This is a genomic window from Hymenobacter yonginensis, assembly GCF_027625995.1.
In the GTDB taxonomy this organism is placed as follows: domain Bacteria; phylum Bacteroidota; class Bacteroidia; order Cytophagales; family Hymenobacteraceae; genus Hymenobacter; species Hymenobacter yonginensis.
In genome coordinates this window covers 1,227,075-1,250,917 of sequence record NZ_CP115396.1, presented here as the reverse complement: position 1 = coordinate 1,250,917, position 23,843 = coordinate 1,227,075, and the positions used below count along the sequence as shown (strand labels likewise).

18 protein-coding genes are annotated in these 23,843 nt (G+C 61.2%); 13 read left to right on the top strand and 5 right to left on the bottom strand.

What is annotated here, in order from left to right; translation table 11 throughout:
* Window positions 1-24: 24 nt before the first annotated feature.
* Complete coding sequence (locus O9Z63_RS05380; protein ID WP_270128303.1) at window positions 25-501, top strand: nucleoside deaminase; 477 nt, start codon at window positions 25-27, stop codon at window positions 499-501.
* A gap of 216 nt (window positions 502-717) precedes the next feature.
* On the top strand, window positions 718-3,648 hold the full coding sequence (locus O9Z63_RS05375; protein WP_270128302.1) for a heparinase II/III domain-containing protein: 2,931 nt from the start codon (window positions 718-720) through the stop codon (window positions 3,646-3,648).
* 98 nt (window positions 3,649-3,746) lie between these two features.
* Here the strand turns inward: O9Z63_RS05375 and ffh are convergent, their stop codons facing one another.
* Window positions 3,747-5,096 (bottom strand): signal recognition particle protein, encoded by a 1,350-nt coding sequence (gene ffh / locus O9Z63_RS05370; RefSeq protein ID WP_044012762.1) that lies wholly within the window; start codon window positions 5,094-5,096, stop codon window positions 3,747-3,749.
* 261 nt (window positions 5,097-5,357) lie between these two features.
* Here ffh and O9Z63_RS05365 point away from each other — a divergent pair, with 261 nt between their 5' ends.
* Together O9Z63_RS05365 and pseB are read left to right on the top strand one after the other, a co-directional pair.
* A complete protein-coding gene (locus tag O9Z63_RS05365; protein ID WP_270128301.1) occupies window positions 5,358-6,695 on the top strand; it encodes a glycosyltransferase family 4 protein in 1,338 nt (445 codons plus the stop codon).
* Window positions 6,696-6,858: 163 nt separating this feature from the next.
* Entirely contained in the window at window positions 6,859-7,878 is a 1,020-nt protein-coding gene (gene pseB, locus O9Z63_RS05360; protein ID WP_270128300.1) for a UDP-N-acetylglucosamine 4,6-dehydratase (inverting), read from the top strand.
* A 14-nt stretch (window positions 7,879-7,892) separates the two neighbouring features.
* Here the strand turns inward: pseB and O9Z63_RS05355 are convergent, their stop codons facing one another.
* The gene (locus O9Z63_RS05355; RefSeq protein ID WP_270128299.1) at window positions 7,893-9,563 is read right to left on the bottom strand and encodes a T9SS type B sorting domain-containing protein; all 1,671 of its coding nucleotides are present in this window, start codon (window positions 9,561-9,563) and stop codon (window positions 7,893-7,895) included.
* A 296-nt stretch (window positions 9,564-9,859) separates the two neighbouring features.
* Here O9Z63_RS05355 and pseC point away from each other — a divergent pair, with 296 nt between their 5' ends.
* The 9 genes from pseC to O9Z63_RS05310 all read left to right on the top strand — a co-directional run bounded on the left by pseC (window position 9,860) and on the right by O9Z63_RS05310 (window position 20,341).
* Complete coding sequence (gene pseC / locus O9Z63_RS05350; RefSeq protein ID WP_270128298.1) at window positions 9,860-11,035, top strand: UDP-4-amino-4,6-dideoxy-N-acetyl-beta-L-altrosamine transaminase; 1,176 nt, start codon at window positions 9,860-9,862, stop codon at window positions 11,033-11,035.
* 81 nt (window positions 11,036-11,116) lie between these two features.
* A complete protein-coding gene (locus O9Z63_RS05345; RefSeq protein WP_270128297.1) occupies window positions 11,117-11,851 on the top strand; it encodes a glycosyltransferase family protein in 735 nt (244 codons plus the stop codon).
* A 22-nt stretch (window positions 11,852-11,873) separates the two neighbouring features.
* The gene (locus O9Z63_RS05340; protein WP_270128296.1) at window positions 11,874-12,626 is read left to right on the top strand and encodes a hypothetical protein; all 753 of its coding nucleotides are present in this window, start codon (window positions 11,874-11,876) and stop codon (window positions 12,624-12,626) included.
* On the top strand, window positions 12,626-14,194 hold the full coding sequence (locus O9Z63_RS05335; protein WP_270128295.1) for a GNAT family N-acetyltransferase: 1,569 nt from the start codon (window positions 12,626-12,628) through the stop codon (window positions 14,192-14,194). Before O9Z63_RS05340 ends, O9Z63_RS05335 begins: the two co-directional genes overlap by 1 nt.
* A 4-nt stretch (window positions 14,195-14,198) precedes the next feature.
* A complete protein-coding gene (locus O9Z63_RS05330; RefSeq protein WP_270128294.1) occupies window positions 14,199-14,876 on the top strand; it encodes an HAD family hydrolase in 678 nt (225 codons plus the stop codon).
* Between the two features lie 87 nt (window positions 14,877-14,963).
* Window positions 14,964-16,007 carry a pseudaminic acid synthase gene (gene pseI / locus O9Z63_RS05325; RefSeq protein WP_270128293.1) on the top strand — a complete coding sequence of 348 codons (1,044 nt, stop codon included), beginning with the start codon at window positions 14,964-14,966 and terminating at the stop codon, window positions 16,005-16,007.
* A gap of 8 nt (window positions 16,008-16,015) precedes the next feature.
* Window positions 16,016-17,320, top strand: a complete 1,305-nt coding sequence (locus O9Z63_RS05320) for a glycosyltransferase family protein (protein ID WP_270128292.1) — start codon at window positions 16,016-16,018, stop codon at window positions 17,318-17,320.
* Between the two features lie 82 nt (window positions 17,321-17,402).
* Window positions 17,403-18,788 (top strand): DUF7033 domain-containing protein, encoded by a 1,386-nt coding sequence (locus O9Z63_RS05315; protein WP_270128291.1) that lies wholly within the window; start codon window positions 17,403-17,405, stop codon window positions 18,786-18,788.
* Window positions 18,789-18,862: 74 nt separating this feature from the next.
* Window positions 18,863-20,341, top strand: coding sequence for a lipopolysaccharide biosynthesis protein (locus tag O9Z63_RS05310; RefSeq protein ID WP_270128290.1), 1,479 nt, complete (start codon window positions 18,863-18,865; stop codon window positions 20,339-20,341).
* Window positions 20,342-20,432: 91 nt separating this feature from the next.
* Here O9Z63_RS05310 and O9Z63_RS05305 read toward each other — a convergent pair whose 3' ends face one another.
* The 3 genes from O9Z63_RS05305 to O9Z63_RS05295 form a co-directional block, all read right to left on the bottom strand.
* Window positions 20,433-21,221 carry a CPBP family intramembrane glutamic endopeptidase gene (locus tag O9Z63_RS05305; protein ID WP_270128289.1) on the bottom strand — a complete coding sequence of 263 codons (789 nt, stop codon included), beginning with the start codon at window positions 21,219-21,221 and terminating at the stop codon, window positions 20,433-20,435.
* 190 nt (window positions 21,222-21,411) lie between these two features.
* Window positions 21,412-22,170: a haloacid dehalogenase type II gene (locus O9Z63_RS05300; RefSeq protein WP_270128288.1), complete on the bottom strand. Its 759-nt coding sequence runs from the start codon at window positions 22,168-22,170 to the stop codon at window positions 21,412-21,414.
* Between the two features lie 127 nt (window positions 22,171-22,297).
* Window positions 22,298-23,749 carry an amino acid permease gene (locus O9Z63_RS05295; protein ID WP_270128287.1) on the bottom strand — a complete coding sequence of 484 codons (1,452 nt, stop codon included), beginning with the start codon at window positions 23,747-23,749 and terminating at the stop codon, window positions 22,298-22,300.
* Window positions 23,750-23,843 lie beyond the last annotated feature (94 nt).

Sequence of the window (23,843 nt, the reverse complement as noted above, 5' to 3'; positions counted from 1 at the left end):
TTTTGCTCTCTACTCTACGCTCTTATGGAAGCTCCCAACCCCGAGTTCATGCGCGAAGCCATTCGCCTGTCCGTTGAAAAGATGCAGGCCGGCCACGGCGGGCCGTTTGGCTGCGTCATCGTGAAAGACGGCCAGATCATTGCCCGCGGCTTCAACCAGGTCACCAGCACCCACGACCCCACCTGCCACGCCGAGGTAGACGCCATCCGCAAAGCCTGCGCCACGCTGGGCACCTTTCAGCTCGACGGCTGCGACCTGTACACCAGTTGCGAGCCCTGCCCCATGTGCCTGGGCGCCATCTACTGGGCGCGCCCGCGCCGGGTGTTCTACGGCAACACCAAGGCCGATGCCGCCGCCATCGGCTTCGACGACCAGTTCATCTACGACGAAATCGAGAAGCCCCTCCCCGACCGGCAGATTCCGATGACCGAGCTGCTCCGCGACGAAGCCGCCGCCGGCTTCCGGGCCTGGGAGCAGCACGAAAGCCGCACAGACTACTAGGCTCTGTTATTATACATTTCCGCCAACACATTGCACCGGGCCTGCTGTCACTCAGCAGACCCGGTGCTTTTTTTCATATTTCATCAGCCACAAAACCCATTTAATAGTCCATAATTAACACATCAAGTCCAGAAAATATAAAATTCATTTTCCTCCTGTTCAACTTTTCCGACCTCTAACTTTGCATTATAAATATAATTAAACACATATAAGCATTTGAAACAACTAGCTTTCCTGCTCGCGGCTGTATGCTGGTTTTTGGGCCTGACCTGCCACGCGCAAACCGGGGCCTGGCTGCCGGCCGGCGCCAACACCTCGTATCCGCGCACCCTGCTGCAGGCCGCTGATATTCCGGCCGTACAGGCCACCTTAGCTGGCAGCTCCAGCGCCCGCACGCTCTACGCCGGCCTGTATGCGGGCACCGGCGCCACCCCACCCACCGACAATACCTCGTCCGGCGGCCGCCGGGCACGGGCCACGTTCGCCAAAAACACCGCCTTCGTGCTGCTGCTGAACCGCCGGCCCGATGGCGCAGCGCTGGCCCCCCTCACCGAAACCGAGCAAACGGCGCTGCTGAGCGGGGCGCAGTCGGCCCTGGAAACGCTGAACCCGGCGGTGGAGGGGGTTGTCAACTACACGGAGTGGCAGTGGCGCTCCAAGGAGCTGATTGACTACTTGGTTGCCTACGACCTGCTGCGGGGCGCGGGCGTGCCGGAAGCCTCGTTGGCCACGGCCAAAGCGCGCCTGCAGACGTTTGCCGGCAACCTGTACCAACAAAGCAACCAGCCGTTTTTCGGGGTGAGCTTCTACGCCTTCGTCAAAAACAACCACACCCTGATGACGGCGGCGGCGCTGGGCATGGCGGCCGTGGTGCTCAATGATGCCACCAGCCTCAGCACCCAGCAGCAACCCCGGAACTGGATCAACGCGGGTATGTACCACCTCGACAACGTGCTGTGGCAGGACGCGCAGCGGCAGTCGGACCCGACGGCGGTGGCGGGCTACGCCGAGGGGCCGTATTACTTCAAGTACGCCTTTCTCAACTGCCTGCCCTTCTTCCGGGCCATGGGCCACTTTCTGCCGGCCGGCCCGCTGCCCTACACCGTGGGCACCCGTACCCGCGACATCCCCAACCCCTACTACGACCCGCGCTACGCCCGCCTCTACGACTGGATTACGGCCATTCTGCTGCCCGATGGCCGGCTGCCGGCCCTGGAAGACTCCTACGTGGACATGGGCATGCCCGAGCTGGCCCTCACCGGCCAGCGCCGCTACGTGCGCCCCCTAGCGCTTGGCAACCTGGCGCCGCAGCAACTCAACACACTCAACAGCCAGCTGCGCGACATCACCGTAGACATGCGCGCCGCCTACTTGGCCGCCAACCTGCAGCCGCTGGCCGCCCCCGCCGATTCGGGCCTGACGGTGCTGCCCGCCAGCGGCAACATGGTGTTCCGGAGCGGCCCCGACACGCTGGCTACCTACCTGCACCTGTACGGCAAAAACGGCGCGGCCCAGACCAATTCCGGCGGCCACAGCCAGGCCGATGCCGGTAGCTTCCTGCTGCACGCCTATGGCCAGCTGCTGGCCCTCGATGCCGGCTACCTCAGCTACGGCCGCCGTGCCGAAGTCGGCAACGCCACCAACCACAACCTGGTATTGGTGGATGGGGCCGGGCCGGCCATCGGCACCACGGGCGCCGCCAACGATGCCGCGGCCTTCATTCAGAACACATTCCAGACCAGCGGGCTGCGCTACGGCGAGGTGCAGACCAGCTACCAGCAGGCCGGCATCACGCGGAAGGCGCTGTTTGTGCGCGGCACCTACTTTATCCTGGCTGATGCGTTGGCCGCGCCGGTGGCCCACACCTACACCTGGCAGCTGCACGGCTACGGCCTGGCCGGCGGCACGCCCGCCACCGGCACCTTCACCGACAGCCTGACGGTGGGCGCCGGCATCTGGCACAAAAACGGCGTGCAGTTGCGGGCCCAGGTGGTGGCCACGGGCGGCGCCACCTACGCGGCCGCCACCGGTAGCCATGAGCTCACCTACAACACGCCGGAGCAGCATACCACGCTGCTGGCGCACGCCACTGGCACCAGCCCGCAGTTTCTGGCGGCTCTGTATCCGTACACGTCGGCCGAGCCGCGCCTGCTGGCCGCCAGCACCGCTGGTACCGCCACGCTCAGCAGTCGCGGCGCCTTCCTCGATGCTGCCTTCGCCCAGGCCGATACAGTGCTGAGCACGGTGGCCTCGGCGCTGCCCAAGCCGCTGGCCGCCGACGGCCGCCTGAACTTCTACTCCACCGATTCGCTGGGCAACTTCGCCCAGCTGTTTGTGCAGGACGGGCGGGTGCTGCAGTATGGCACCCAGCCCATGCTGCAGGCCAGCCGCCGCGCCACCCTGAGCTGGCAGCAGCTCAGCGGCACCCAGTTCGAAGGCTACGCCAACCGCGCCACCGAACTGGTGCTGGCGCTGGACTTTGTACCCGGCACGGTCACGGGGGTTGGTGTGCAGCGCTACTCCTACGATGCCGCGGCCCGGCAGCTGACGGTTACGCTCACGCAGGCGGTCCGCTTCTTTGTGTCGTCGGTGGCGCGGCCGCTGCCGGTGGAGCTGGTGCGTTTCGGGGCCCGCCGCCAGCCCGATGGCACCGTGCGCCTCAGCTGGCAGACGGCCTCCGAGCTGCGCAATGCCAGCTTCACGGTGGAGCGCCGCACCGAAACCACCGCCTTCCAGGCAGTGGGCAGCCGGCCCGGCCGCGGCACCAGCACTACCCCCACCAGCTACACCCTCGACGACCTCACGCCCCCCACCGAGCAGACCTACTACCGCCTGGTGCAAACCGACCTCGACAACACCACCACGTACTCAATGGTAGCAACGGTACCCGCCCTGGCCCGGCAGCCCCGCGTGCTGGTGCAGCCCGTGCCGGCCAGCCAGGAGCTTACCATCACGTTCGCAGGCACTGCAGCCGGCCAGCAGGTGCTGCTTTTCAACCAGCTCGGGCAGTTGGTAGTACGCGTGCCCTACCAGCCGCAAGCCCGCCTGGGCATCAGCCACCTGCCGCCCGGCCTGTACCAGCTGCGGCTGGTTGATGCCCACGGCCAGCCCCTGGCCCCCACCGAGAAAGTGCTGATTGCCCGGTAAGCTCCCCAGTAGCGTTTACCAACACAAAGCCCCTGCTGCAGCTGCAACAGGGGCTTTGTGTTGGGGCTAAAGCTGCCGCGGCAGCCGGCAAAGCCGGTTTAGCGCAGTGGGCCTTTCATGCCCATCATGCGGGCCATTTGCTGCATGCCGCCTTTGGTCTGGCTCATCTTGTTCATGGTGCGCATCATTTTGCGCATGTCCTCGAACTGCTTCATCAGGTTGTTGACCTGCTGGATATCGGTGCCGGAGCCTTTGGCGAGGCGGCGGCGGCGCGAGCCGTTCAGCAGCTCCGGCTGGGCGCGCTCCATGGGGGTCATGCTCTGGATGATGGCCTCAATCGGCTTGAAGGCATCGTCGTCGATGTCTACGTCCTTGATGGCCTTGCTCATGCCCGGAATCATGCCCACCAGATCCTTCAGGTTGCCCATCTTCTTGATTTGCTCCAGCTGGGAGAGGAAGTCGTCGAAGTTGAACTGGTTTTTGCGGATCTTCTGGTTGATGCGCTTGGCCTCGTCCTCGTCGAACTGCTGCTGCGCACGCTCTACCAGGCTGATAACGTCGCCCATGCCCAGGATCCGCTGCGCCATCCGGTCGGGATAGAACATGTCCAGGGCCTCCATCTTCTCACCCGTCGAGATGAACTTGATGGGCTTTTCCACCACGGCCCGGATGCTCAGGGCCGCACCACCGCGCGAGTCGCCGTCGAGCTTGGTGAGCACCACGCCGTCGAAGTTCAGCCGGTCGTTGAAGGTTTTGGCAGTATTCACGGCGTCCTGGCCGGTCATGGAATCCACCACGAACAGCGTTTCCGACGGGTTGATGGCGCGCTTCACGGCCTCAATCTCGCTCATCATCTGCTCATCCACGGCCAGGCGGCCGGCGGTGTCGATGATGACGACCTTCTTGTTGTTTTTGCGCGCGTACTCAATGGCGTTGCGCGAAATCTCCACCGGGTTCTTGTTCTCGGGCTCTGAGTACACCTCCACGTCGACCTGCGTGCCCAACACTTTCAGCTGGTCGATAGCGGCGGGGCGGTACACGTCGCAAGCCACGAGCAGCACTGTGCGGTTCTGCTTTTTGAGGTAAGCGGCCAGCTTACCAGCAAACGTGGTTTTGCCCGAGCCCTGCAGACCCGACAGCAGCACCACGGCCGGCTCGCCCTTGATGACGATGTCCTGCTTTTCGCCGCCCATGAGCTGGGTGAGCTCATCGTAGACGATCTTGGTCATGAGCTGGCCCGGCGACACGCTGATGAGCACGTCGCGGCCCATGGCCTCGTCCTTGATCTTGTCGGTTACTTCCTTGGCTACCTTGTAGTTTACGTCGGCATCGACGAGGGCGCGGCGGATTTCCTTAACGGTCGCGGCGACGTTAATTTCGGTGATGCTGCCCTGGCCCTTGAGGGTTTTAAAGGCTTTATCGAGCTTGGTACTGAGGTTATCGAACATTTAATCGCAGATTTTGCGCTGATTTACTTGATTTCGCTACTGCTGAACGGGTTTCACTGCTTCAGGGAACATGATGCCATTCAGCACTTCCAACCGGGGAGCCTAGCGCCCTGCGCGTTCCATCCTGGAGGTGCAGGCCGGCGTAATCGGCAGCCGTAGAGAAGTGTGCGAAGCCGATACAGGCTTCAGCCTTCAAAAGTAACCAGAAAACCCCGAAAGGCCGCATCTGTGTACCTTCGCGCTTTGCTTAGCCTTTTGCCTGTGTCTGCTGCCCGCCCGCTTCGTTTGCTTGTCATCACCTACTACTGGCCGCCGTCGGGCGGGGCGGGCGTGCAGCGCAGCCTCAAGTTCGTGAAGCACCTGCCGGCGCTGGGCGTCGAGCCCACGGTCATCACCGTCGACCCCGAAAAAGGCGCGTATCCGGTGCTCGACCACTCGCTGGCGGCAGAGGTACCGGCCGGCGTGCACGTGATTCGCACGGGCACTTCCGAGCCGTTTGGTTCCTACAAGAAGCTCACCGGGCGCCAGCAGATTCCGTACGGCGGCTTCGTGGGCGAAAGCAAAACTAGTGTGGCCCAGCGGTTTTTCAAGTTTGTGCGCGGCAACCTGTTTATTCCGGACGCCCGCCGCGGCTGGAACCGCCACGCCCTGCAGGCCGTGGCCGAGCTGATAGCGCAAGGCGAGCAGTTCGACGCCGTACTCACCAGCTCGCCACCCCACTCCACCCAGCTTATCGGGCTGGCCCTGAAGCAGCGCTACGGCTTGCGCTGGCTGGCCGATTTGCGCGACCCCTGGACCGACATCTACTACCACCAGGAACTCAACCAGACGCCCCTGGCCCGCTGGCTCGATGCACGCTATGAGCGCCAAGTGCTGGAGCAGGCCGACATCGTGCTGACCACCAGCACCGACACACGCCAGCTGTTCCTGGGCAAGGCGGCGGGCTTGGCGCCCGGCAAGTTTCACGTGTTGCCCAACGGCTACGACGAAAGCGACTTTCAGCTCCCGTCGGAGCCGCCACCCGACCAGCTACTTATCACCCACACCGGCACCATCTCCGAAACCTACCACATCGAGCTGTGGCTGAGCGCCGTGGCCGAGTGCGCGCGCCGCCACCCGGCGGTGCCGCTGCGCTTGCGCTTCGTGGGCAAGGTATCGGACGGCGTGCAGCGCCAGCTGGCCGACAATGGGCTGCTGCCTGTCACGGAGCTGATACCGTTTGTGCCGCACGACGAGTCGGTGGGCTACCTGCGCCGGGCCACGGTGCTGCTGATGGCCATTCCGGACGTGCCGCACAACCTAGGCATTCTGCCGGGCAAGGTGTTCGAGTATCTGGCGGCCAACAAGCCCGTCATCTGCATCGGCCCGGCCGGCTCCGACGCCGACCTGCTGCTGCGGGAGTGCGGCGCCGGGCAGGCCTTTGCGTATGGCGCCTACGAGGCTATGCTGGCACACCTAGAGGAGCTGGTGGCGCAGTGGCAGATCAACCCCAACCTGGATTTACCCTCGCTCGGCCACGCCCGCTACTCGCGCCGCGCCCTCACCGGGCAGCTAGTGGCACTGGTGCGAGGTGGTGATGAGGTGGCCCGTAACAGGTGACAGGCAACAAGTAAGTTCTATTGGAATACCTGAACAAGCTGGCTGTAGTTGGCCGGAGCCTTTCCGGGCTGCGCGCAGACCCCTACCTTTGCCCTTCTCCCCACCGCTTGGTAACCTGTCACGTGTGACGTGTCACCACTTACCTCTTCCCCCAATCACCTGAATGGCCCTCGACCTCAACCATAAATCCATCCTGGTAACCGGCGGCACCGGCTCCTTCGGCAAGCAGTTTGTGCAAACTGTATTCGAGCAGTTTCCGCAGGTGAAGCGCCTGGTGGTGTACTCGCGCGACGAGCTGAAGCAGTTTGAGATGTCGCAGACGTTTCCGCAGGCCAAGTACCCCGCCATCCGCTACTTTATTGGGGATGTGCGCGACGGCGAACGGCTGAAGCGGGCCTGCGAGGGTATCGACATCATTGTGCACGCCGCCGCCCTCAAGCAGGTGCCCGCCGCCGAGTACAACCCGATGGAGTGCATCAAAACCAACATCTTCGGGGCCGAAAACGTGATTAACGCGGCCCTCGACTGCGGTGTGAAGGAAGTAGTGGCCCTGAGCACCGATAAGGCCGCGGCTCCCATCAACCTCTACGGCGCCACCAAGCTCTGCTCCGACAAGCTGTTTGTGGCGGCCAACAACATGAAAGGCGCCCGCGACCTGCGCTTCTCGGTGGTGCGCTACGGCAACGTCATCGGCTCGCGCGGCTCAGTGGTGCCGTTCTTCATGCAGCGCCGCGACACCGGCGTGCTGCCCATCACCCACCCCGACATGACCCGCTTCCACATCTCGCTGGAGCAGGGCGTGGACCTAGTGCTGTACGCGCTGGAAAACAGCTGGGGCGGCGAAATCTTCGTGCCCAAAATCCCGAGCTACGTCATCACGGAAGTAGCCAAGGCCATCGGCCCAAACTGCCGGCAGGAAATCGTAGGCATCCGGCCCGGCGAGAAGCTGCACGAGGAAATGATTACCGAAACCGATGCCCTGAGCACAGTAGAGCTGCCCAAGTATTACGTCATCCTGCCCTTCACGCCGCAGTGGGACGTGGAGCAGTTCATCCAGCACTTCAACGGCAAGCGCGTGCCCGAAGGCTTCCACTACGACTCGGCCAACAACGACGACTGGCTGGACGCCGAGCAGATCCGCGAGGAAATTCGCCTGCACGTGGATGCTGATTTTGCGGTGTAGCCGGCGCGTCTGTCTCAGCGCATAACCTCTACAGTGCCCTTTACTACCTGGCCGGTGCGTGTGCTGGTCAGATAGTAATAGTAGATGCCGTCTGCCTGCCCGGCTGCACTCCAATCGTCTCGGTAGGCTTCTGACTTATAGATAAGCCGTCCCCAGCGGTTGAAGATGCAGCAGCGCCATTCCGACGCCACTAAGCCCTTGAGCACGAAGGTTTCGTTCCGCCCATCCTGGTTAGGAGTGATAATGTTAGGAATCTTTACCTGGCAGGCCCGTTCCTGCACCAGTATCGAGTCCTGACTTATACACCCCCCCGAAGTCGTTACCTGTACGCGGTAGCGTCCGGCGGCATTGACGGTTATTGAAGAGGCCGTAGAGCCGTTCTGCCACCGGTAGGTAGCCCCCGGCACTTCCGGCACCGATAGTACCAACGGGCGCGCACTGAGTGGGTCGGTGCAGAGAATGGGGTCGGGCGGGGAGATACGCACGGACGGGGGCACCTGCACCTCAATGGTTTCCGTGGCCATGTACTCAATGCCTGCTGCGGTGCGGGCTGACAGCTCCACCTGGTAGGTGCCAGGCTGCGGGTAGGTGTGCTGCACCTCAAGACCGACAGCACTGTTGGCAGGCCCAGCAGCCGGGTTTCCGAAAGTCCAGATGGCAGACGCCACCGCCTCGCCTGAACTCAGCCGCGCCTGGAACTCAACCCGGGCACCGACACAAACCTGCCGACGCGCCACGATACGCAATGATGCCGCGAAGGCGTTCGGGAAATTTGGCAGGCCAAGGCGCGTAAAGCCCGGTGCCACGTCCAAGCCTTGCTTTTGAAACCGACAGGCCAGCCCGGGCAGGTTGGGTTCGTGAATAATGCCCAAAGCATCACGTGGAACGCCCAGATATATTTTCTGGTCAGGGCCTAGCGCCAGCGCTTTAGGATTGGTAGTAGCAAACTCCGTAACTATTTGTGTGGCCAAATCTATCTGGCGAAGGCTACCAAATTCGTCCGTAACGTAAAGCTTGGAATTATCCGGAGAGAACTCCAGACCGGAATATCCTAAAAAGGGAATCACAGGTAGAGCGGCCACATTGCTGACGCGGCCGGTGGCCGGGTTGAAAGCACCACAGTCGACTCCCAGGCCACTGATTGCGGCCGCAATGCGAAGCCCGTTGGGGGAGACCCGCAGATAGCCAAGGGCTGATTGGAAATTGGTAGCACCATTCGGGTCTATATGTGGCCGGCCGGCACGGCTCATCACTGGGGCACTGGCCAGGCCCGCCGGGCTTAGCAAATACGCATAGAAAGCATCATCGTTCCAGCCGTGTACCAGCACCCAGTAATCACGCCCGTTGGCATGGCGCACTGCTGTCAGCTTTTCAGCAAGCAGCTGTGTGGTGGCCGGAGTTGGTACCGCCTGATCTAACGTGGAGGTTAGCCCACCCAGCCCATTATTTAGCCGCAGATCAATAACAGAGTAGCGCAGTCCACCCTGCAAGCTGTTTTCAGCCTGATCTATGGTAAACAGGTAGCAACGATTGGCATCGCCAGGTGCCCGCAGGAGCAGTGCCGCCTGCATGCTTGAGGCCCGACTTCCGCGTGGCAGTACAACCCCCATCAATTGCTCCTGCCGGTTATATACCCGCTCCCCATCGGAGTAGCATTGCAGATTGCCTTCTTCGTCGGAAAGCACAGCACAGCCTTCGTTGGCATAAAAAACGGATGCGGGAGTAAGCGTTGGCAAGGTGACGGGGCGAGGACTACCAACCGGGCCAAAGCGCAGCCCGGCTCCGCTCCCAAACCGCCAGTTGTAGGCCTCGCGCTGCGCCCATGCTCTTGGGTGGGCCACCAGAAGCATGAATAAGATGAATACACTACCACGACGTAGCAAGCACATAATCAACATATAGCGGACTCTACTAAAGTGTGTTGCTAAACTAGTGAATCACACTATGCAAAGCACCACGCACAGTACGTACTTTTGCCTTTATGCCCGATGTTCCCCCAATGCCTACCCGCCCCATCGCCTACGGCCGCCAGCACATCACCGACGACGATGTGCGGGCCGTGGTGGAAACCTTGCACTCCGACTACCTCACGCAGGGCCCGAAAGTGGCGGAGTTCGAGGAGAAGTTTGCCGCCTACGTGGGGGCCCGGTACGCGGTGGCCGTGAGCAACGGCACGGCGGCGCTGCACCTGTGCGCGCTGGCGCTGGGCGTGCAGCCCGGCCAACGGGTCATTACCACGCCCATCACCTTCGCAGCGTCGGCCAACTGCGTGCGCTACTGCGGCGGCGAGGTGCATTTCGCCGACATTGACCCGGCCTCGGCCCTGATAGATCTGCAGCAGGTACGCCGACTGCTGGAAAGCCACCCCCGGGGCCACTTCCACGGCCTGATTCCGGTGGACTTCGCCGGCCTGCCCGTGAACCTGGAAGCCGCCCGCCAGCTCTGCAACGAGTTCGGTTTGTGGCTGATTGAGGACTCCTGCCACGCGCCGGGCGGCTTTTTCCTGGACTCGCAGGGCCGGGAGCAGCGTTGCGGCAACGGGCAGTTTGCCGATCTGGCCATCTTCAGCTTCCACCCCGTCAAGCACATTGCTACCGGCGAGGGCGGTATGATCACCACCAACCGCGAAGACCTGTACTGGGAGTTGCTGAAGCTGCGCACCCACGGCATCACCAAAGACCCCGCCCAGATGCAGCGCAACGACGGCGGCTGGTACATGGAAATGCAGGAGCTGGGCTACAACTACCGCATGCCCGACATGCTTTGCGCGCTGGGAATAAGCCAGCTGACCCGCGCAGACGAGGGCCTGGCCCGCCGACGACAGCTGGCCGCCCGCTACGATGCCGCTTTTGCGGAAATGCCCGCCGTGCGGCCGCTGGCCAGCGCCTCCGGCCACGCGTACCACCTCTACGTGATTCAGGTGCCCGACCGCAAAGGGCTCTACGACGCGTTGCGGACCCGGGAGATCTTTGCGCAGGTGCACTACATTCCGGTGCACACCATGCCCTATTACCAAGGCTTGGGCTGGCAGCCCGGCAACTTCCCGCTGGCCGAAGCCTACTACGCCCACTGCCTCAGCATCCCGCTGTTCCCGAGCCTCACCGACGACGAGCAGCAGTACGTCATCGACTGCATCCAGGAGTTTGTGGCGCGGTAGTACTCGGTGATTAATAGGTTCTACAATTTCTTACCTGTTGCCGTACAGACTGGTTTCAGCTACCTTTTCATCGCTGCTTTCTTGAAAAACATAGGTATCATCTCGCAGGTACGGATGGGCAGTACCCGCCTGCCTGGCAAAGTGCTGCTGCCGGCTGCCGGCATACCACTGCTCACCCACCATGTCCGGCGCCTCCGGCAAAGTCGGTTGCCCATCATTCTGGCCACTACCACGGAACCTGTTGACGACGTGCTAGCAGCGTATGCGCATGAGCACAACCTGCCCTGCTACCGTGGCAGCGAAACCGACGTGCTGAGTCGCTACTACGAGGCCGCCCTACAGGTTGGCCTTGATGCAGTCGTGCGCGTCACCAGCGACTGCCCGCTGATAGATGGCGAACTGGTGGGAGCAGCGGCCGAACGGTTTATGGCCGAGCAAAACCCGTTAGTTTACCGGTCCAACTCCATAGTGCGTAGCTTCCCCCGTGGCCTTGACTTCGAAATCTTCTCGTTTCAGATGCTACAGGAGGCGTACGAGCAAGCAACTTCGCCCTACGAGCGGGAACATGTCACCCCGTACCTCAAAACCAACCCGGCGGCGCTTCCCAGAGTAATCTTCCGCGACGAAATATACGCCGAGGGCGACTTCAGCCAGTTCCGAATTACGCTCGACACGCCAGAAGACTACGCCGTTATTCAAGCCCTCATTGAGCAGCACCAGGCAGCCGACCTGCCCTGCGCCGACCTTATTAGGTTGCTACTGGCCCAACCAGAGTTGATGGCGCTCAATGCCCACATCGAGCAAAAAGCTGGTTAGCACGCGTCCTTTGACCCTCCTCATGTCTGCCGGTTCTTCACCTCGTATACTCTCCAATGCTGCTCCTGAGCAGCAAAACCGCGTGCAGCAGTTGGCACAGCACCTTCGCAATACGCCCTTGCCGGATGCTGAACTGCCACATAATCTGGGCCTGTATCTGTCGCGCCAGACCTTCTCGCGGCTACTATTCCTGCATGAGTTGTACCAGCAGATTGTGCCGGTACATGGCGTGGTGATGGAGTTTGGCGTCCGCTGGGGCCAGAACCTGGCAGTGCTGCACGCTCTGCGCGGTATGTACGAGCCCTACAATTATAACCGCCGCATCATCGGGTTCGATACATTCAACGGGTTTCCGGCAGTGAGCACCCAAGATGGAGGGCAGGCCCACCCCGGTCACTACAGCGTACCGGCTAACTACCAGCAGTATCTGAACGAGCTACTGGCCCTACACGAAGCAGAAAGCCCGCTCCCGCACAAGCGCAAGTTTGAGCTAGTAGCTGGCGATGCTACCCTAACTGTGCCCGCTTACCTGCAGGCTCACCCAGAAACGGTAGTAGCATTCGCGTACTTTGACTTCTATATCAATGCGCCTACCAAGGCGTGTCTAGAAGCTATTCTACCCCGAATGCCCAAAGGCGCCATTCTGGCCTTCGATGAACTGAACTCCCCTGAGTTTCCGGGTGAGACTCTCGCATTTGATGAGGTGCTGGGTCTGCGTAACTACGCCATCCGCCGCAGTCCGCTCAACCCACTCATTTCTTACATCGTGCTCTGATGAACGGCACGTCTTCACAGTGGCCGACAGCCTACCAGGCCCTAAGCCGGCAGCAATTTGAGCACCAGGGTTACACCCTACTCCCAATTCGTGATACCGATCAGGAAGCCATTCGACAATGGCGCAACGACCAGATTGACATTCTGCGCCAGCGGGAGCCTCTTACGGCGCAAGCTCAGGCACAGTATTTCACACAGGTAGTGCGGCCGTTGTTTGCGCAGCCGGAACCCAGCCAACTCCTGTTCTCCTTTCTACAAGGAGGCCGACTGATTGGCTACGGGGGCTTGGTACATATAGATTGGCAAGCTGGGCGGGCCGAAATTTCCTTTCTGCTCGAAACTTCCCGCAACCAGCACGTAGCGCAGTTCCAACAGGATTTTACGGTGTATTTGCGCCTGTTGCGTGAGGCCGCTTTTGAGGCTACCAGCCTGTGCAAGCTCAACACGGAAGCCTACGACATCCGGCCTTACCTAACCCAGGTATTGGAGGCCGAAGGCTTCGTGCTGGAAGCCCGATTGCACGAGCACGTATCGGTGGCAGGACGGCGCGTAGATACGCTTATCCACTCCTGCTTTCGGCCGACGCAGCCAGCCGGCACCCCGGCACCGGTGGTGCTCATTACCAGCATCGCCCGCAAAGTACCGCTTATTCAGGCCGTGCGAAATGCGCTCCGCCGATTTCATAATGGGGGCCAGTTGCTTGGGGCCGACTCTGATCCAGCTTGTATTGGCCGATATTTCACGGATGATTTCTGGCACATGCCTATCATTAGTGAGGAAAACCTACCCGCAATCCTGGCATGGTGTCAGGAGCGGCAGGTCACTCACCTAATTCCCACCCGTGATGGGGAATTGCTTTTTTGGAGCCGTCACCACGAGCAATTAGCGGAGCACGGCATTTCCGTGTTGGTTGCCCCGATGCAAGGCGTGGAAACCTGTCTCGATAAGCTGCGGTTCGCAGAAGTTGGTCGGCAGCACGGCCTGCCCGTTATTCCGGCAGCTACGCGCCTTGAGGATATAGGAGCCAAGTTGCTGGTGGTGAAAGAACGACGTGGTGCGGGCTCCCGGTCACTAGGGCTGCGCCTTTCTCCCCCCGAGGCTGCGGCGCACGCTGGCACGTTGCAGGAGCCCATTTTTCAGCCCTATGTAGCTGGTACCGAAATTAGTGTTGATGCTTACGTGACCCGGCAAGGCCGTGTACATGGTTTGGTACTGCGCACCCGTGACGTCGTATTGCAGGGCGAGTCTCAGGTTACGACGACATTTGAGGATGCGGTGCTGGCGGCGCAGCTACAGGCCGCTATTGAGGCGCTCGGCATACGGGGCCATGTGGTTATGCAGGCTATTCTGGATGACCGACGGCAGCCGCATATTATTGAGTGCAACTGCCGCTTCGGCGGGGCCTCGTCGGTGGCAGTGGCGCAGGGGCTTGACTCATTTTTTTGGTTTTTTCTGGAGTCAGCCGGTCACAGCCTCAGTGCATTCCCATTTAAGCCCCATGTAGGCGGCCTACGCCAAGTGCGCTACCCCGCTGACCTATTGCGCCCAGCTCCACTTTCAACTACTTAATCCTGTGCCAGTACTTGTCTTCGACCTCGACGATACGCTTTACCCAGAGCTTACCTATGTGCACAGCGGGTTTCAGGCCGTGGCTGCCATGCTGGCTGAGCGCACCGGTACCGATGCAAATACGCTAGTGCGCGAGATGCTGATGACGGAAGCCACGCAGGGCCGGGGAAAGGTATTCAACGAAGTGTTGCGGACGCACGGCTGCCTGTCGGCGGGCATGGTGCATGCGTGCTTACGTACTTACCGCCAGCATACACCCACACTACACCTTCATCCAGATGCCGAGCGCTGCCTGACACGGTTCGCCGATTGGCCACTTTATCTTGTTACAGATGGCCACAAAGGAGTACAGGCCCGCAAAGTAGCAGCATTGGGTCTGTTTGAGCGGATGCGCCATGCCTACATCACCAACCGCTATGGCGCGCACCGGGCCAAGCCCTCTCCTTATTGCTTCGAGCAGATTTGCCGACGCGAGCAGGTGCCGCCTGCCCAAGTGTTATATGTAGGCGACAACCCTAGCAAGGACTTTGTAGGAATCCGGCCGCTTGGCTTCCGTACTGTTCGGATCAGGCGCGGCAACTATGCGCACCTGCCTCACGCGGCCTCCCACGCCGCCGAACACGAAATAGACTCGCTGGATGAACTGACAGAGGACTTTTTGACTACTCTGTTTCAAAGCTGATTGCGCGCTCTTGCTATGGCCCGGCGTGCTTTGCGGCTGCTTGCACTAGATTTGCGACCTTTGCAGGACTTTTTCCTTGCTGCTTCCATGACTGAAATTACCATCGCCGGCCGTCCTATTGGCGTCGCACACAAACCGTTTATCATTGCCGAGATGTCCGGCAACCACAACCAGTCGCTGGAGCGTGCCCTGCGCATCGTGGATGCCGCTGCCGCTGCTGGAGTAGATGCCATTAAGCTTCAGACATACACTGCCGATACCATTACCATGGATACTGGTTTTGTGATTCGGGAAGAAGGCCAGTCGCTGTGGGAGGGGCGCAGCCTTTACAAGCTCTATCAGGAGGCTTACACTCCGTGGGAATGGCACGCCGAGATTTTCGCATATGCCCGGCAGAAGGGCCTGCTCGTGTTCAGTTCCCCTTTCGACGAAACAGCGGTAGACTTTCTGGAAACGCTGGACGCGCCTGCCTACAAAATTGCCTCCTTCGAAAATACGCATCACCCGCTGCTACGCAAGGTAGCTGCCACTGGTAAGCCTGTAATCATGAGCACCGGGGTAGCTACGTTGGCTGAAATAGACGAGGCTGTGCGCGTACTCCGGTCGGCGGGCTGCCGGGAGTTGGTACTACTTAAGTGCACAAGTACTTACCCAGCTTCGCCCGAGAACACCAACCTGCGCACTATTCCTACCCTGATAGACATCTTCAACTGCCCAGTTGGCCTCTCCGACCACACCATGGGTATCGGGGCATCGGTGGCAGCAGTGGCGTTGGGGGCATGTGTTATCGAGAAGCATTTTACGCTGAGCAGGGCTGAAGGGGGCGTAGACTCGGCCTTTTCTATGGAACCAGCCGAAATGGCCAGCATTGTGACGGAAACTGAGCGAGCCTGGCAGGCGCTGGGCCACGTACAACTGTGCGTCCAGGCAACCGAGGAGAAAAGCCGCATTTATAAGCGTAGCATTTACGTTTCAAAGCCTATTGCAGCTGGCGAAGAATTTACGCCTGACAACCTGCGCATTATTCGTCCCGGCGACGGCCTGGAACCTCGTCATTGGGAGCAGGTACTTGGTCGACAGGCCTCTCACGCACTAGCGGCCGGCACCGCCCTTACCTGGGACGCGCTGTAGCCTTAGCCATGCCTGATTCTGCTGTCCCGCCTACCTCCGCTGCCCGCCTACGCGACATGTTGCAGCTGCGGTTTACGCCGCTGTTTGCAGCGCTGCCGGCCCGTATGCTGGAACCCATTTCCCCAGTTAGCCCCTGGAAGCGGCTGCTGAAGGTGGCGGGCTACGCGGCCGTACGGCTGGTGGGCAATGTGTTTCGGCCCATCCACAATCCAGAGCAGCTACACGGCAAAGTGTGGCTGTACGTGGTGAGCCAGAACAACTACGACGCCCTACACTTTTTGCGCGAAGCCCGATCTGATGCCGTGCTGGTGGCCGGGCAGAGCAAGGAAATCGGGCGCTACAATGGGCAGGTGAACCGGCTGTCGTTGCGGCGCAAACTGCTGTATTATGGGCAGCTGCCGGGTGTGTACCGGGCGATGCGCCGCACGGAAGGCCTGCAGGCCTGGCGGTTTTTTGATTTGATTTTCAACGCCATCGGCTACTACGAGGTGTACCGGAGGGCCCTGCGCCACTACCGGCCACGGTCCGTGGTGTTTGCCAACGACCACAACGACGACGCCCGCGCCCTGCTGCTGGCCTGCCACGCCGAGGGCGTGCCCACGGCCTATGTGCAGCACGCCAGCGTCAGCACCAACTTCCCGCCCCTGGGCTTCGACCTTAGCTTGCTGGAAGGCCAGGATGCGCTGGACAAGTACCGGCAGTGCGGCACTGTACGCGGCCAGGTGGCGCTGGTAGGCATGCCCAAAGCCGACGCGTTTCTTGGTCAGAAAAACCAGCACCCGGCCGTGCGGCGCGTGGGCGTGGCCTGCAACACGCTGGATACCACCGAGGCCATCACCGAAACCATTGCCTACTTGCTGCGCGAGTTTCCGGACCTCATCTTCACGTTCCGCCCCCACCCCGGCGACTCGCGCGACTTCTCGTTTCTGCGCCAGCAAAACCCGCAGCTGCAGTTTTCGGATGCGCGGCAGCAGAACGTGTTCGAGTTTCTGCAGCAGCAGGATGCGCTGATTGCGGCCGATACCAGTACCCACCTCGAAGCTACGCTGCTGAACCTGGCCAGCCTGTACTTCCGCTTCGGCACCCACGCCGTGGCCGACGACTACTACGGCTACGTGGCCCACGGCCTGGTACCACGCGCCGCCACCCTGCCAGAGCTGGCGGCGCTGTTACGTGGCTACCAGCAGCACAAACCGCTGGATTTATACCAGCGGGCCACTTATTACAACGCCACGCTGGGTACGCCCGACGAAGGCCGTAGCCAGCAGCGCGCCGCCCGCCTGCTCGACGAGTGGCTGGAAGATGTAGCATAAGCTTTAGCTTGTGCGCGGAACACGCCCCAAAATCAGTACGCCGCTCTATTTTTCACCAGAAATCCGGCACAAGCTAAAGCGTATGCTACACACGTTGCCGCTGCTACCTCCCACCGTTGCCACCACGCCCGAAAGCCGGCTGGCATACGTGCTGCACCATTTCCGGCAGGCCTACGACGGCGTACCAAAGATGGCCATCGGCTATGCCGCCACGCAGCCGCAGGTGGAAATTGCGGAGGCGGCCGGCACTTTCTTTACCGAAACCTGCCCCTACCCCGCCCCGCCTAACTGGCGCGACTGGCACGGGCAGCAACTGCCGTTTTTCTTTGACCCGAACCCCAAAGCGCCGCTACTGGAGCTGTTGCCGGCCGGCCGGGCGCGCATCAATGCTGATATCGTGTCGGTGGCGTTTTACCTGCTCAGCGGCTGGCAGGAGTTCTTCTCCGACGAGCGGGACCGGCACGGACGCTTTCCGTTTGCGGCCAGCGTGCAGCACCGCTACGGCTTCGTGGCCGTGCCCGTCGTCAATTATTACTTTGAGGTGCTGAAAACGGCCGTGGAGCACGCCACGGACCAGCCGCTGGCGCCGCGCCGCTGGGCGGGTGGCGCGCCCTTTGCCACCTTCGTCACGCACGATATCGACAGCCTGCACGGCGCTTGGAAGGCGCCGGCTAAAGTCGCTCTTCGCAGTGGCCGGCTGCTGAATTTCGGGCGGCAGCTGTGGCGGCATTTCACGCAGCCCGACGCCTGGAACAACCTGGAGCTGGTGCAGCGCACAGTGGCGGAATTCGGGGCGAAGAGCACGTTTTTCTTTCTGCCTGAGCACCGGAAAGCAGCCGACAGTACACCCAATGCGGATTATAAACTTATAACTGTGCTGCCCCGTATCCGGGCACTGGAAGCTGCTGGAGCTGAAATTCGCTTACACGCCAGCATCGGCACTTCCAGTAATGCCAGCCAGCTGATGCAGGAAGCATCCATTGGCTTCTGCACTCCCGACAATGTCCCAGGGGTGCGCTTCCACTATCTGCAATGGGAGCCACGCATTACGCCGGCTTTGGTGGATGATCTGGCTTTTGAGTACGATTCCACGCTGGGCTTTGCCGAGCACTACGGCTTCCGCAACTCCTACTGCCTGCCGTTCCAGCCATTCGACTTCCAAACCGGCAAGCGGTTCGACTTCCTGGAAATCCCGCTCAACGTCATGGATGCTACGCTGCACCACCCCAACTATCTGCAGCTGGCCCCCGACGAAATCCTGCCGGCCCTGACGCCCATGTTCCGGGAAATCGGGCGGTTCGGCGGCGTCTGCACGCTGCTCTGGCACAACGACCACTTCGACCCCGCCAATACCGCCACCGGCCCGCGCCAGTTCGCCGAGCTGATGCACTACCTTCGCAGCCGCAACACGGCCTTCGTCAACGGCACGGATGTGGTGGATTGGTGGGATGCTGGGGTGGTGGATTGAGCGTTTTGACGCTGCATTCTAGCCCACTCTTCCCCACTCAATCCACTAATTCACCAATCCACTAATCCACCATCTTGGGTATCGTTCGGCGGCAGGGGCTGCGCAACACGGTTATTTCTTACGCGGGCCTGGCGCTGGGCTTTGTGAATACGGTGCTGGTGCTGCCCAAAGTGCTGGAGCCGCGCCAGATTGGCCTGACCAGCGTACTGGTGGCACTGGCCACCATGTTTGCGCAGGTATCGGCGTTTGGGTTCGGCAACATGGGCGTCCGGTTTTTCCCGTATTTCCGGCAGCCCGAAACCGGGCACCGGGGGTTTCTGCCGTTTCTGCTAGGCGTGCCGCTGCTGGGTTTCGGGCTGGTGGCGGCGGTGTACCTGGCGGGCAAGCCGCTGGTGCTGAGCTGGTACGCCAAGGACGCCGATTTGCTGCGCGAGTATTACATCTGGGGGCTGGTGCTGGCCTTGTTCACGCTGCTGCTCAACCTGCAGGATACTTACCTGAAGTCGCTCTACCACACGGCCTTCTCGTCGTTTGCGCAGGAAATCATCCTGCGGCTGCTGATTACGGCCGGGGCGCTGCTGTTTGGCGGCGGCTACCTCAACTTCCACGGCTACGTGCTATGGTACATCGGGGCCAGCAGTAGCATTGCGCTGCTGCTCACGCTCTACACGGCCTACATCGGCGAGCTGCACCTGCGGCCCACGCGGGCGGCGCTACGGGTGCGGCCACTCGGCGAAATGCTCAGCTTTGGGGCCTTCGCGCTGCTCGGCAACGTGTCGGGCGTCATCATCACCACCATCGACTCGCTGATGGTCGGCTCCAAGGTCAGTTTTGATGGGGCCGGTATCTACAGCGTGGCGTTTTTCATCAGCACGGCGCTGGTGCTGCCGTTTCGGGCGCTGTACAAAATTGCCTTCCCGCTGCTGGCCGACTACTGGAAAGACAACGACCACGCCCGCATGGCCGATTTCTACCAGCGCACCACCCGCCTCAATACGCTGCTGGGCTGCTATCTGGCGCTGGGCATCGGCCTCAACCTCGACTTCATCTTTGCCCAGATGAAGCCGGCCTACGCCGCCGGCGCCACCTCGGTACTCATTCTACTGGCTGGCCGGCTGTTTGATGGCATCACCGGCGTCAACGGCCTCATCGTCGTCACGTCGCCACGCTACCGCTACGACTTGGTGTTCAATGCCTCGCTGGCCGGCGCCACGGTGCTCATGAATCTGCTGCTGATTCCGCGCCTCGGCCTAACGGGCGCTGCCGTGGCAGCTTCCGTAGCCATGGTGCTCATCAATATTGCGCGCACCTGGTTTGTGTGGCACAGCTTCGGGCTGCAGCCGTTTGATAAACGCGTACCGCTGATTCTGCTGCTGGCGGCCGTGGCGGGGCTGACGGCGTGGCTGGTGCCATTCGTGCACTCCCTGTTCGTCACGATGCTGCTGCGCTCCACCCTGCTGACGGCCGTGTACGGCGGCCTGTTGCTGCTCACTAACGCCGAGCCCCAGGTACGCGAAACGATGCAGAAGCTGCTGAAACGAGGGGCGGCTTAAGTAGCCTGAGTTGCGGCTCATTACCTGAAAATGTCTCCTGCCGGCACAGACCGGTGTAGGAGTTCCCCCAAATTACCTGCTGGCTGCCAGGCTACTCAGCTGGGCTGCGTGCCTCTACCATTGGTTGCGCTTCCTTCGAAACGGGTTCGGCTGGTGGCGTAGTGGTCTGGTGCACGCGCCACAACAGCCCAGCCAGTACCAGAACGCTCAGGGCCACCACCGCGGTGTATATCCAGGGCGCCCCAAACGCAGCCGTAACCTCTTCATGCCTGGAAACTCCTTTGTTAGCCAGCATGGACGTGGAAGCGAACAGGTTGTTGAGAAAATGTACGCCTATGCACAGCCACAGCGAGCGGGTGCGGTAATACAGCCAGCCCATCAGCACCCCCAGCAGAAATGTGGCCAGGCTTTGCGGCGGATTGAAGTGCATCACCCCAAAAACCAGAGCCGACTGCCCGATGGCCACCCACGGCCGGTCGGGAAAGTTGCGCAGCAGCCCCTGCAGCACCACGCCCCGCAGCAACAGCTCCTCCAGCACCGGAGCCGCCACGCACAAAATCAAAAACGCGGCAACGGGCAGTTGCAGCAATTTCTGGTAGGTGGATTCTGACACGAAGGCCGGCAGGTGCAGCAGGTCTATCAGCGAAAGCACCATATCAGCCGCCAGCACCAGCACGGGCAGCGCCACAATCAGCCAGCCGGGCACCCGCCCGTGCATGTTGATACCGGGCCAGCGGCCGGAGTACCGCCGCCGCAGAAACCACAGCAGCGTACCGTTGCCAGCTACCGCAAACAGCAATAGCGCTACGGCCGTGGGCAAGGAAAGCAGCTTCTCCACTATCAGCAGAACCGGCACTCCCACCACTAATGAAAACAACAAATACCACCCCAGAAAACCCCAGCTTTCTTTGATGGTGGGATAGACTGATTTGGCTTGAACGGCCGGGACGGGAAGCGCAACTATAGTTTCCACAGAAGATAGAATAAGCTGGATACGGGCTCAAAGCTACGTGTCAGCAGGCCTAATCCCAACCGCAGAAACCCCCAATTCCACTGCTTAACGGCACCTCCTACGCGCCCAACTGCCGGGCAATATCCGCTACAGTAGGGCCGGTGTAGGCGGGGGCGGCGGCCAGCGGGTACAGCGCTTGGCCAGAGCGTGCCACGAAGGCCGCCTGCAGGCCGGCGCGCACGGCTCCGGCCGTATCCCAGCCGTGGGCCGCAATCAGCAACGTGTCGGCGGGAGCCACCTGGAGCTTCTGGCAGGCCATGCGGTAGGTGTCGGGGTGGGGCTTGTAGCGCTGCACAACGTCCACGCTCAGCAGTTGCTCGAAGAAGCTGCCGAGGCCGGCGTAGGCTATCTGCTTTTTCACGGCCGGGCCCGATGAGTTGGTGAGCGTGGCCATGCGGAATCCGGCTTTCTGCAGGCGCGTGAGGGCGGGCACTACGTCGGGGTGCGGTGGCAGCTCGGTGATGAGGGCCAGCAGCTCCTTCTTGCGCGCTTCGGGGCGGGCCGACTGGCCCAAGGACTGCGCCAGCATATCGAGGGCGGCGGCCCCAATCTGCCCGAAATCGTGGTAAGCGGCCGTGGTGGTATCTACGAGCGAGTATTGCAGCAGCAGCGAAAACCACTGCTTGAAGGCAAACTCCCATTTAAACTCCTCGTTGATGGCCCTCTGCAGCTTGCGCAGGTCGAGTAGGGTTTCGTTGACATCGAACAACAGCACTTTGGGACGGGCGGCGAGGGGCATGGCCATAAGCGAAGAAGGCAGCGCGGCCGCCGTGGCAGCCAGCGCGAGCGAAGAAAGGAACGTGCGACGAGTAGACATAGCCTCGTTATACGCAGAAACCCGGCGCCGACCGGTTTTTTCTCCGCAAGCCACCCCATAACGCAAACAGCCGGAACCTCCCGGCCCCGGCTGTTGCGGCGGGCCATACCGGCCCAATGCTCAATTTTTAATTCTTGATTTTTAATTCATTTCCCAGCTTACTGTGCTTGCGGCCGTAGCCGAAGTAGATGGCCAGGCCGATAGCCAGCCATACGGCCAGCCGTAGCCACGTTTCCCAGGGCAGCGACACCATCATCAGCACGCAGGTCAGGATGCCGAGAATGGGCACCAGCGGCACCCAGGGCGTGCGGAACCCGCGCGGGGCGTCGGGCTCGCGCTTGCGCATGATGAGGATGCCTACGCACACCATCACGAAGGCCAGCAGCGTACCGATGCTCGTCATCTCGCCCACCACCGAAATCGGCACGAAGCCAGCGAACAGCGCAATGAACAGCCCCAGCAGCAGGTTTGACTGCAGCGGCGTGCGGAACCGTTCGTGAATCCGGGCGAAAACCGGGGGCAGCAGGCCGTCTTTGGCCATGCTGAAAAACACCCGGCTCTGGCCTAGCAAGTCCACCAGAATTACGGAGGTATAGCCGATGATGATGGCCAGAATCACGGCCGACGACAGCCAGGCGTAAGGCGTTTTCTCAATGGCAATAGCCACCGGCGCGGCGCTGTTCTTGAACTCGGTGTAATTGGCCAAGCCGGTCATCACGTGCCCGAACAGCACGAATAGAATGGTGCAGATAACGAGCGAGCCAATGATGCCGATGGGCATATTGCGCTGCGGATTCTTGGTTTCCTGGGCCATGGTGGCCACGATATCAAACCCGATGAACACGAAGAACACCACCCCGGCCCCACGCAGAATACCGCTCCAGCCAAACTCACCAAACACCCCGGTATTCTGCGGAATGTATGGTTGGTAGTTGGCCGGATCGATATACTGCCAGCCCAGCGCGATAAACACCAGCACCACCGACACCTTCAGCGTCACGACCAGCGCATTGAACCACGCCGAGCCCGACGTGCCCCGAATGATAATCATGGTGATGGCCAGCACAATCAGCATGGCCGGAATATTGACAAAGCCGTGCACCGTGCTGCCGTCGGCCAGCGTGGCCGTTTCAAACGGCGACATCACCAGCTGCGGCGGCACAATGATGCCGTACTTGCTCAGGAACTTGAGCAGGTACTGCGACCAGCTGATGGCCACCGTGGCCGCGCCTACCGAGTATTCGAGCACCAAGTCCCAGCCGATAATCCAGGCAAACAGCTCGCCCATGGTGGCGTAGGCGTAAGTATAGGCCGAGCCCGACACCGGCACCATGGAGGCAAACTCGGCGTAGCACAGCGCCGAGAAGGCGCAGCCCACCGCCGCCACCACAAACGACAGCGTTACGGCCGGGCCGGCGTTGTTGGCGGCGGCAATGCCCGTGAGCGAGAACAGGCCCGCCCCGATAATTACGCCGATGCCGATGGTAATGAGGTTGAAGCCATTCAGGCTTCGTTTGAGCGTTCCGGCGCCGGTTTCGGCCGCCTCCTGCCGCAGCAGTTCCAGTGATTTTCTAAGCATGAAAGAGGGTGAAGACGCACGCAGCCGTTGTGTAGCGGCGCCTTGCTGGTAGTGGGGTGATAGGCAACTGGTTAGGGGCAGGCTGCCCGCCAGT